Annotated in this window: 8 protein-coding genes; 6 read left to right on the top strand and 2 right to left on the bottom strand. The window is 53.9% G+C overall.

Going from position 1 to position 10,085, the window contains the following annotated elements; translation table 11 throughout:
- Nucleotides 1-287 precede the first annotated feature (287 nt).
- Entirely contained in the window at nt 288-950 is a 663-nt protein-coding gene (locus tag LC354_RS23990) for a 2OG-Fe(II) oxygenase family protein (protein ID WP_223428504.1), read from the bottom strand.
- A gap of 252 nt (nt 951-1,202) precedes the next feature.
- Between LC354_RS23990 and LC354_RS23985 the strand changes: the two genes are divergently transcribed.
- Together LC354_RS23985 and LC354_RS23980 are read left to right on the top strand one after the other, a co-directional pair.
- Nucleotides 1,203-1,781, top strand: coding sequence for a hypothetical protein (locus LC354_RS23985; protein ID WP_223428503.1), 579 nt, complete (start codon nt 1,203-1,205; stop codon nt 1,779-1,781).
- Between the two features lie 36 nt (nt 1,782-1,817).
- Complete coding sequence (locus tag LC354_RS23980; RefSeq protein ID WP_223428502.1) at nt 1,818-2,327, top strand: helix-turn-helix transcriptional regulator; 510 nt, start codon at nt 1,818-1,820, stop codon at nt 2,325-2,327.
- 622 nt (nt 2,328-2,949) lie between these two features.
- Here the strand turns inward: LC354_RS23980 and LC354_RS23975 are convergent.
- Nucleotides 2,950-3,945 (bottom strand): helix-turn-helix domain-containing protein, encoded by a 996-nt coding sequence (locus LC354_RS23975; RefSeq protein WP_223428501.1) that lies wholly within the window; start codon nt 3,943-3,945, stop codon nt 2,950-2,952.
- 196 nt (nt 3,946-4,141) lie between these two features.
- Between LC354_RS23975 and LC354_RS23970 the strand changes: the two genes are divergently transcribed.
- The 4 genes from LC354_RS23970 to LC354_RS23955 all read left to right on the top strand — a co-directional run bounded on the left by LC354_RS23970 (nt 4,142) and on the right by LC354_RS23955 (nt 9,445).
- A complete protein-coding gene (locus tag LC354_RS23970; protein WP_223428500.1) occupies nt 4,142-5,896 on the top strand; it encodes a sulfatase-like hydrolase/transferase in 1,755 nt (584 codons plus the stop codon).
- A 53-nt stretch (nt 5,897-5,949) separates the two neighbouring features.
- A complete protein-coding gene (locus tag LC354_RS23965) occupies nt 5,950-6,918 on the top strand; it encodes an alpha/beta fold hydrolase (RefSeq protein WP_223428499.1) in 969 nt (322 codons plus the stop codon).
- A 221-nt stretch (nt 6,919-7,139) separates the two neighbouring features.
- On the top strand, nt 7,140-8,258 hold the full coding sequence (locus tag LC354_RS23960) for an alpha/beta hydrolase (RefSeq protein WP_223428498.1): 1,119 nt from the start codon (nt 7,140-7,142) through the stop codon (nt 8,256-8,258).
- Nucleotides 8,259-8,938: 680 nt separating this feature from the next.
- On the top strand, nt 8,939-9,445 hold the full coding sequence (locus tag LC354_RS23955) for a hypothetical protein (protein WP_223428497.1): 507 nt from the start codon (nt 8,939-8,941) through the stop codon (nt 9,443-9,445).
- Nucleotides 9,446-10,085: the final 640 nt, after the last annotated feature.

The following is a 10,085-nucleotide window of genomic DNA, read 5'->3' as shown; positions in this document are numbered from 1 at the left end:
GAGGTAAAAGATACTTGATCCGCAGGCCTGATCAGGCGATCTTCGCGTCAGATGGCAGGCCACTTGGGGAATGTCGGGGTAAGTGAATTTACGGATCGCGGACTTAGCTGCCCGATGCTGGCGCAGCGAAATTGGCAACTGTTAGACCGCCAAGTCGCGAAGCCCGTCGCGGCAGTGCAGCGCAACTTACCGTAAGCGGTCATTGAACTCGGCAAAACTCAGCTAAAACCAGCACCTTTCGACTGTACCAATCCGTGATGGTCACCAAATACAGGAATCCACTTTAACTACTGGTCCGAAATCCTGCGACCACCTCTGCCTTCCAAGCCAGCTTGCTTCGAGCGCCGAAATGTTGCGTTAAAGGCGATAGTAATTCTTTCTTCTTTGGTTTGGTTGGGGTGAACCCAGTGCATCAGATACGAAGGAAACAAAATGAGTTCACCAACTGAGGGCCGAAATGTTAACTTTGGTCGGAAGGTGCTTGCATTGAGAATTTTCCAGTGTTCCAGATCAGATCTCGGATCTAGAAACTCAATCATCCCGGACGAACCCTCTTCAACCTCGGGCTGTGCAACATAGTAGACGCCCGACCAATGTGCGCCTGGGTGTATATGCGGCGCATTATACCCTCCGGCGGGGTTGGCGTTCATCCATGCAAATAGCTTTAGACTGAAGTCTTCGGGCTTGAAGTTCGAATTGACCTTCCGAGTGACCTCAAAAACGGCATCTTGCGCGGCATCTCGAAGCCTCTGAATGCTGGGCGCTTCGTTTTCGAACAAGTTACCTTTGGAATGCCAGCCTCCGCGATTAGATTTCGATACCCCCCCGCTCTTTGCCCTCATCTGCTCTCCTTCCATCAGCAGTGCCGCATTCAGAACCGCGCAGTCTTGCACCTGAAACCGCATCAAAGGTGTGGAAAAAAGCTTTTGGTATCGGGTTTGCTTGATCATGTTCAGCCTTTCTGTCGCGTTTATCGGCAAAGTTCATATCGGATAACTACTCTTGGCATATAGCTTTTCCCCTGACACGCGCAGCGGTCGTGATCGAGATTTATCTGAGTCTAGCCCGGCAATTGTATCCGAAAATAGTCTTCACCGGAAAATGCCACTTTGGATGATCTGAGCCCATTTGATCCAAAGTTATATTCCACGAAGGCTGCTTTCGTGCTCATCTTCGGTCGCACCCAACCTGAAGGATAGATCATGCCGACAAAAACTATTTTGATCAGTACGTCGTTTGCACTCATGGCAAGCACTGCACTTGCTCAAACTTCGAAAGAGGACATTATTGAGCAGCTGACACAACAGGGGTTCAAGCGAATAGAGATCAGTCGAACACTATTCGGGAACACCCGGTTTGAAGCGACGGGCCCTGGAATCGAGCGTGAAATTGTGCTCGGCAAAGAAGGGACCATTGTGCGCGATAGGTCCGAAACAGATGACGAGTACGACGATGACGAGCGTAATGATGATGACGAGGCCGACGATGACGAGCGCGATGATGATCGCGGCGATGATAGCGAGGGCGATGATGGCGGCGATGATAGCGAAGGCGACGATGGCGGCGATGATAGCGAGGGCGACGATGGCGGCGATGATAGCGAGGGCGACGATGGCGGCGATGATAGCGAAGGCGACGATGGCGGCGATGATAGCGAGGGCGACGATGGCGGCGATGATAGCGAGGGCGACGATGGCGGCGATGATAGCGAAGGCGACGATGGCGGCGATGATAGCGAGGGCGACGATGGCGGCGATGATAGCGAGGGCGACGATGACTGAACCCTGTCGCCAAGCAGCAGCTTAGGCATTTGAGCTTTGGGCAAGAAACGAGAAACCGATATAGCATTCAATGCAGGGGTAGTGGTCTACGTCGCCTCTGCATTGGTGTTTCTGTCAGAATTGATCGGTGAAATTTCAGGTTATTACTTATTCACAGCTAGTTGGCTGGTTCATGAAATAATCGCAATAGTCACTTTTCTCGGGTTCTTTGTTGGCGGCCTGCTCATTTGGCACAGCTACAGGTTAATCCAACGAAACTATCGGGAAATGCAGCAAGTGCTGAGATCCGCTCAAGGTGAGTTCTTCGAGATGCTTAATTTGCAATTTGACCGATGGGAGCTGAGCGAAGCGGAAAGGGACGTTGCCCTGCTTACGGTCAAGGGTATGTCAGTCAATGAAATAGCCGAGTTGCGCAACACAAGCGTCGGCACAATCAAGTCGCAGAACAATTCGATCTACCGAAAAGCGGACGTCAAGAGCAGAACCCAGTTGCTGGGTAAACTGATTGACCAGCTTTTGGTAGACACCGCTTTGTTAACCAGCTGAGTGCAGCGCTTTGTTCACAGGATCGGAAGAAGCTAGGAAACAGCATATGCTGCGATTGCATCGGGCGATTTAATCCCGCAACTCGGTCATAAACCCTTCTGAAATCGCTACGACCGGGATAATCGTCCGCTTTTTTGGCTGCGGCGCAGCGGATGGTTTTGGCGAATTAAATTGCTGCATTTGCGAGCATCAGAAACAGAGCGTGTCTGGTTTGGGCTCAGAACCGTCATTAGATCGGTCGCAGCATGTTGCTCGCCAGGTGCCGCCGCCGACGGTAAGGACGGCCCATTGCAGCCATTCACCGCACCATGCCACCGCTGCGATGCGGCCCGTCATTTCGGACTTTCGCTGCGGACGCGAAATCGAGCTGACGGCGAACTCACAGATCGCGGACGAAGCCGCCCGATGCAAGTGCAGCGCATTTTCGTTGAACTCGACGGATCAAGAACTTGATAGTAGCGTGACACTGCGGCGAGATTTCCCCGAAGCGGCCGTTCACAACGGGCTGAATGGCAGAAACCCAATCTGGCCGTTCGCTGTTCCTATGTCCGATGTCTCATGAGCCGCATAAAGCCAACACTCGCTTTGGCCCAGCCAAACTAAGGTCGATTTCGACTCAAAGCTAAGCGATTGCTCGGGTCATGGACTGAACGCCGTTCCACCCTCTGACGCCAAGTGTCTCGGAAGGGAGTTCTCCAAAATGGCGACGATACTCACCCGCAAAGGCCGAAGGGCGCGTGATACCCGCTGCGGCCAATGTACTTGCAACCGTTTCGTCGCGGCCACGTTTCGCGCGCAGGGTATCCCTTACTGCATTTAGACGCATAACGCGAAAATATGATAGCGGCCCCATCCCGTGCGCCTCATTAAAAGCAACCCGAAGTAGACGGTCACTCACGCCAAATGTGCGGCATAACTCCATCGCTGTGATCTGTTCCGTCAGGCGGTCGTGCATGTAGGCAGTTGCTCGTGAGACCAATTCGGCCCGATTGTGAGGACGGACCTTAAGTGGATCCCCACCAGCCGTGACAAGTGTATTACACAGGATACGTATGATATCGGCTTCGACGTCCCGTACGAAGGCACTTTGGCCTTTGCTTTCATTCGAACTCAGTAGCTCGCTGATCCGACGTTCAAGGTAAAAAGTTGCCCGGGGATCTGTATGAAGAGCCGACCAAGTGGTCCAGTCTTGTTCTGCCCTGTCCGGAGCCAGTATCGCAACAGCCTGTTCAACCAACTTGTTACTAAGAATCAGCCCTGTAATGCAAGAGTTTGGCTCGGTCTGGTTATGATAACCGATCTCGGAACCTTTAATAAGCAGGCGGCCCGGTTCCAGATACGTGGAACGCCATCTGGTGCTCTCATTTTTTCGAGTGACCGGAATAAAGGTGACGCAATCGCAGTCCGCGTCACCACGTGTCAGAAGTGCCTGATTTGTTTCAGCTGAGAATGCGCGAAGGTTGGGACCTGCCGCCATCGCCAAGGAGCCGTAAAAGCTGCCACGCGAGACTTGCGCAATGCTGCCTTTCCATCCCCGAAATGATCCGACCAACTCATCAGCGTCCCTAAGTTGGCGCTTCACGGATACCTGTTGAGTGCTATTCTTGGCGGTGCTCATGACGTCCCCTCAGAAAGCCACGCATTCGTGCCGAAATCGTATACTTCCCCTACATTTTTTACAATTGACCGACAGAATATCGTAGCGAAGCCCGCTGAACGGCCCAAGAAACGGCGATTTGACCGGCACTAGGTGCTTTTTGGTCAAAGACCTTTCGTTATCCGAAAGCGCTCTAACTAGATAGACGGAGATAAAGATGAGAACAAATCGCACGGCAACTCTGGTAAGTGCTATTGCAGCCGCTGTTCTTGCGACAAGTGCATTTGGACAGGAAGTTGATTCTAGACCTAACATCCTTCTCATCGTCGGCGACGACGTCGCGTTCGGCGATCTTGGTTTCGCGGGATCGGTCACACAGACGCCGAACATCGACGCTCTGGCAGAGATGGGTGCAGTCTTCACCCGTTTTCATGCCGCGCCAGTTTGCTCGATCACACGGGGCATGTTGATGACCGGGAATGACCCGGTCGAGATCGGCCTGGGCGCGTTCGACTACACCCAATATCCACCGGCCGAGGGAAGGCCGGGGTACGAGGCCTATCTGACCAGGACAACCGCGACCGTCGCAGAACTTCTTCAGGAGGCTGGCTACTTCACCGCGATGGTCGGCAAGTGGCATCTGGGCGGGACCCGTCACGGCGGCGAAGGACCGCAGGAGTGGGGCTTCGACCGCAGCTACGGGATCTACACCGGCGGGGCGAACCACTGGAACGGCGGCGTCTTTCACCTCGATACAGCCGATCCAGAGGTAATGGCAGAGGTTCAGGCGGGGCGCATTCCACAGGAACCATATTTCGAGAACGGCGAAAAGGTGGAACGCCCGGTCGGCGTCTTCTCCGATACGCTCTGGACCGACAGGATGATCGGCTTTCTGGAAGAGGCGCGCGCCGTCGATGAACCGTTTTTCGCCTACGTCGCTTATACCACGCCGCATGCGCCCTTGCAGGCTCCCGACTGGCTGATCGCCAAATACGAGCAGCACTATTACGAGATGGGCTACGACAACCTTAAGCGCGAACGTTTCGAGAGCCAAAAGCAGAACGGGATCATCCCCGAGAACGCGCCTTTTCCGGATGCGGACGCCAATCCTCTGCTTAGCTCGTGGGACGACCTGAGCGAGGAACAGAAGCGGCGGGAGGCCCGAAGCATGGCCGTCTACTCGTCGATGATGGAGAGCCAGGACATCCATGTTGGCCTGATGCTGAACTACCTCGAAGAAACCGGGGAGCGAGACAACACGCTTATTATATATATGTCGGATAACGGCCCCGAGGGCTTCGACGGAGACGGCGTACTGAGCAGCGAAGCTCTGAATGAGTGGATCGACGCTAATTTCAGCTCGGCGCAGGAGGATATCGGTCGCGGCAATTCTTACGCTTATATTGGCACTGATATGGCAAACTCGGCCACGGGCGGACTCTCGTGGTGGAAGTGGTTCATCGGCGAAGGTGGTGTGCGTGTGCCGATGATCGTTTTGCCGCCTAGCGGGGAGGACTTCGCCCGCACCGGGGTGAAGACCGCCGACTTCGCCTCGGTCAAGGATTTGCCGATGACCATCCTCGACTACGCGGGGGTGGCGCATCCTGGCACCGCCTTTGGAGAGCGCGACATCAAACCGCCATCTGGTGTCTCGGTACGCCCATGGCTTGAGGGAACGGCCGAGAGCCCTCGGCCCGCGGACGCGTGGCACGCCTTCGAACTCTTCGGAAACGGCTACGTCGTACTAGGCGACTTCAAGGCAAGCCGTGTGCGCACGGGCATGTATGGCGATAGCGCATGGCACCTTTACGACATTCGCAATGATCCCGGCGAGACAACACCACTCGACGCTGACCGGCCAGAGCTGCTCGTCGAGATGGTCGCGCTCTACGAGGGCTGGGCTGAGGAGAAAGGGATCGTCGAGGTCCGTGATGACTGGAGCCCATGGTTCGGTTTTCCTGAAGACAGATGACCTGACAATTTGCGGTGCCCGCCGCCCTATGACATACAAGGAAAACTACTGACATGGCTGCTACAAAAGATCCGCTTAGCATGTTCGATAAACTGAACGCGAACGTGTTGCTTGCGGTGACACCAGAGTACTCGAGGGTCAAGGCTGCGGCGCGTGCGTCGAAGGCGCGCATATCTGCGCATTCTGGACCCTTCGTGATGAAGCCGGAGTTTATTACGGTCGAAGGGAAACGCCTGCGCTATGCCCGGGGTGGTCGTGACAGTGGTCCGACTGTTCTCTTGCTGTCCCCTCTGCCTCAGAGCATTATCTGCTTTGATCAGATATGGGAAACTCTGGCGGAGCACTGTCAACTGGTTGCGCTCGATCTTCCTGGCTTCGGGAAAAGCGAGGGCGGAAACGAGGTCATGACCTTCGAGGCGCAGAGCAAGATTCTGGACGCCTTCGTGCGTAAGTTGGACCTTCATGACATCCACATTGTGGGTCCCGATGTCGGTATGCCAGTCGCTCTACACTATGCAATCCACCGCGACCACCGACTGAGCAGTCTGATTGTCGGCGACGGCCCTTGCATTTCGCCAACAGCAAATGGCAGCATAATCAACAAAGCTGTGGACTCCGGCTTCTGGCGGACAGTCTTCCGCGTTACGGGCTCCGGCGCCTTCGTTGGGGGCGGAAACAAGCTCGCCTATGTTAACTATACACCGAGTAACGAGGAAGTTGCTGATTACGTGGAATCCTACAGGGGACGCATCGGACCGATAACGGAATGGTTTAAAAGCTACCCTCAGAATCTGGCGACAATCGATCCGTATCTGTCTCAGATAGACCTTCCTGTGCAGCTTTTTTGGGGCGATCTCGACATATTCCTATTGATCGACACGGCACATCGCGCGCAGGAGCGATTTAAGCGCAGCCAACTCAAGATATTTGAAGGCTGCGGGCACTTCTCCTATCAGGACAAGCGCGACGAGTTTGCCGCTATGGTCGTTAACTGGGTCGAAAGTGGCCATTCAAAACTATGATCCAACGCTCAATTGGCGGACCGTTGGTTAAAAATGACAAAAGATTACGATAAACCAGATATTGGAACACGTTGTTAGACTTGCCTTCTTGGCAGGCCTATAATCGCTGTTGGCTTTATCTGGGAACGTAGCAACGGAATGGCACCAGGTGTTCTGCCTATGGTATGTCGAAACAAACATGTATCTGCATCACTGCATGCCAGGTCCTTTGGAAAGATGCTATGAACCGTCGCTTTATCAGCCAATCCATCATATTGACGCTCCTTTTCACGATTTTGGCTGGATGCGCACGAGCGCCACAAATTATCGGCATCAGCAACCCGGATGTCCCGGTCGATTCCGTTTCTGAAATTACAAAACAACGCATGTTCATAGTATCGACCCGAGAAGCGTCCGATGTAGTCGGCGCATTTTATTCGTCAGACAGGGCACCAGAACTAGGCCTAGCCTCGGTCGACGCGACGGTGCCGCCGAGCCATGTCACCGGTGTGCTGGAAAGGCCCTCGAGATTACCGCCGGACCCGCGAACTGAGTTCACAGTCGTCAACCCTTTTGTCTATGGCAGTGACGCGCCCTTTATCGCAGAGATAAATCGCGAACTCGCCAAACGTGAGCCAGGAAATCGAGAACTACTTATTTTTATTCACGGCTTTAACAATACGGCGAGCGACGCGGTTCTCAGGCTTTCGCAATTCGTTGAAGACACTGGCTATAAGGGCGTACCAATACTGTTCACTTGGGCCTCAGCGGCACAAGGAAGCCGTTATGTGTATGATCTCAACAGCGCGCTAGTTGCACGTGCGCAACTCAAAAATATGGTTGAAATCCTCAACGCGACGCGGGCTGAGAGTGTAGATATATTCGCGCACTCGATGGGCACATTTCTCACCATGGAAGGGCTGGTGAAACAACAGGATACAGGACGACTTGGGAAAGGGGTAAGGATTGACAATATCGTACTCGCATCACCTGACATCGACATTGATGTGTTCCAAACTCAAATTGCGGCTCTGCCTCCGTCGATCACGCAGAAAATGTACCTCCTGATATCAGAGGACGACGCAGCATTGCGTTTGTCACGTCGAATTGCGGGCGGCGTTCCGCGCGTAGGAGCCGCTGACGCGATGCTGCTGGAACAACAATTTGGGGTGACCGTCATCGATCTTGGACAGGTTGAAGATTCCAGCTCTGGAAGCCATTCGAAGTTTGCCGGCTCCCCTAACGTGGTTAAACTCATTGGGTCCGGTCTGAATGCGAATCCGCGTTTCGGCAAAACTGGCAGCAGCACTACCTTCCAAGAACTATTGGCCAACACACCAGTCACGATTATCACAAATTAGACTAGGGCCTGTGAACAATCAGGATCGAGACGCACTTGATAAAACTGTTATTTCTTTTGCAAACTCATGAAGTTCTTTAAATACTGGAGCTTTTATTGAACGGCTGCATTTGGTGCAAAAAATCTAACCCTGAAACGCTGCAATGGACTGGCAGCGGCGATTGCGATTAAGGTCATTTCTGACCACAACCCAGTCATAGCTCCTGGCGAGTTTGCTGCGGATTGCACCAACGGCGGCTTTTCTTTCTGCGGCGCAGCCGATGGTTCCGCTCAGCTGAGTTGCTGCATCTGCGAGCATCGGTGCCGGACCATGTCTGCCCTGGGCTCGTCGCCGCCATTAGATCGGTCGCAGCATGTTTTCTAGATCAGTCGCACTACCCCGGCAGGCACGGCCCTTTGCGGTCATCCACCAAGGGTCCTTGATGCTGCGATGCGGCCCGTGAGTTCGGACATTCGCTGCATCCGCGAAAACGGATGACGTTCGGAATCACAGATCGCGGACAAAGTTGCCGATCATGGCTAGGCTTTCGAATGACTTGCGAAAGCGAAAAACTGCAATTCGCTACAGGCTAGCGCCAGAGAAACTTCTGAGCGAAAGTTGCACGGATGGCCTTGCGGCTCGTGTGGATTATGGTGCAAACGGCACCACCTCAGTGATCACCGAATAAAAAAGGTACGAGTATGAGATTGAAAGCAATGATCGCCAGCCTAGCAATCTGCACTGCTTCAGTCGCTGCGGCTGAAGAGTTCACGTTGGAACCAACTGACTTTGATGGCGCGTTCGCTCGTGTCCGCGATAGCGCCACGCAAGGTTGCTGGACCAACATTGGCGAAGCGACAACCTATGCTAACGACCAAATGGCGATTGCCGGATTTGAGATAGTCGAAGCCCGTCAGAAGGCTGAATTTGTCGAAGCAATGATAAAAGACAATACCCTCATCATGACCATATCGGTTCAAGCTAGGCGATTGGAGAACGGTCTCTGCATAGGTAGTATCGTGACCTACATGATGGGAGCAGTTCTTTCTCGAAAATACCCCGCATGGAATTATACAACTACCATTGGCCAACCTATGCACTGGTCAGTTTCGAGTAACGACAACCTCAACCACCATGTTCTGGACCAAATCAAGCGGTTCGTGACTGGTTGGGTGGAGCTACACAGAACATTGGTCCGTTTGGAATAACTCTTGGCACGAGAATGCCGAGTTTTCCCCACCATGTATTACCGCCCCAGCAGCCAGTCCACTTCCGACTCGCCCAGTCCTAGCAGCTTGGCCGCGTGCCTGAGCATCCACGGCCCGGACGGTAAGTCTCTTCAGCCCATCGGCGGTCGTTTGGTAGCAGGTTGCCCATCGGCTAGCATGGCCAGCTCCATTGCCGAGCCTTCTAGCGTTTTCCCGTTCATTCAAGAAGTGGACCGGCTTGTCAGCAGGCAATTATCGGAGAAGCAAGCGCGCGTCGGAAATCTTACGCAGCAGCATGCGTCTGCTCGGGGCTCGTCGCCGCCATTAGATCGGTCGCAGCATGTTTTCTAGATCAGTCGCATTACCCCGGCAGGCACGGCCCAGAGCCGCGGTTGCAGGAACGGTTGCGCGCTGCGCGCAGCTTTCCTAAAGCCGGCCTTGCAACCCCACCGTTGAAAGTTGACAATGGTGTCGAATAGATGATTTCCAACCCAGTACACCGATCTTTAGCTCTTGTCACATTGTTGACCAATTCACGGCGTTGAAAGGTTCTCTTTGCCTATCAGGGGAATCGCGTTTGGAACTGAAGGCGTGAACGGTCACTCTTGCCTGTGAGGGCGAGATGGATTCTGAAGTGGGG

This window comes from Tateyamaria pelophila, assembly GCF_019966495.1.
GTDB classification, from domain to species: domain Bacteria; phylum Pseudomonadota; class Alphaproteobacteria; order Rhodobacterales; family Rhodobacteraceae; genus Tateyamaria; species Tateyamaria pelophila.
This window is presented reverse-complemented; position numbering and strand designations above follow the sequence as displayed.

Excerpts from the sequence above, each read along its gene's own strand:
- LC354_RS23990 (WP_223428504.1), bottom strand. The coding sequence starts at position 950 with ATGATCAAGCAAACCCGATACCAAAAGCTTTTTTCCACACCTTTGATG.
- LC354_RS23985 (WP_223428503.1), top strand. The coding sequence starts at position 1,203 with ATGCCGACAAAAACTATTTTGATCAGTACGTCGTTTGCACTCATGGCA.
- LC354_RS23975 (WP_223428501.1), bottom strand. The coding sequence starts at position 3,945 with ATGAGCACCGCCAAGAATAGCACTCAACAGGTATCCGTGAAGCGCCAA.
- LC354_RS23970 (WP_223428500.1), top strand. The coding sequence starts at position 4,142 with ATGAGAACAAATCGCACGGCAACTCTGGTAAGTGCTATTGCAGCCGCT.
- LC354_RS23965 (WP_223428499.1), top strand. The coding sequence starts at position 5,950 with ATGGCTGCTACAAAAGATCCGCTTAGCATGTTCGATAAACTGAACGCG.
- LC354_RS23960 (WP_223428498.1), top strand. The coding sequence starts at position 7,140 with ATGAACCGTCGCTTTATCAGCCAATCCATCATATTGACGCTCCTTTTC.
- LC354_RS23955 (WP_223428497.1), top strand. The coding sequence starts at position 8,939 with ATGAGATTGAAAGCAATGATCGCCAGCCTAGCAATCTGCACTGCTTCA.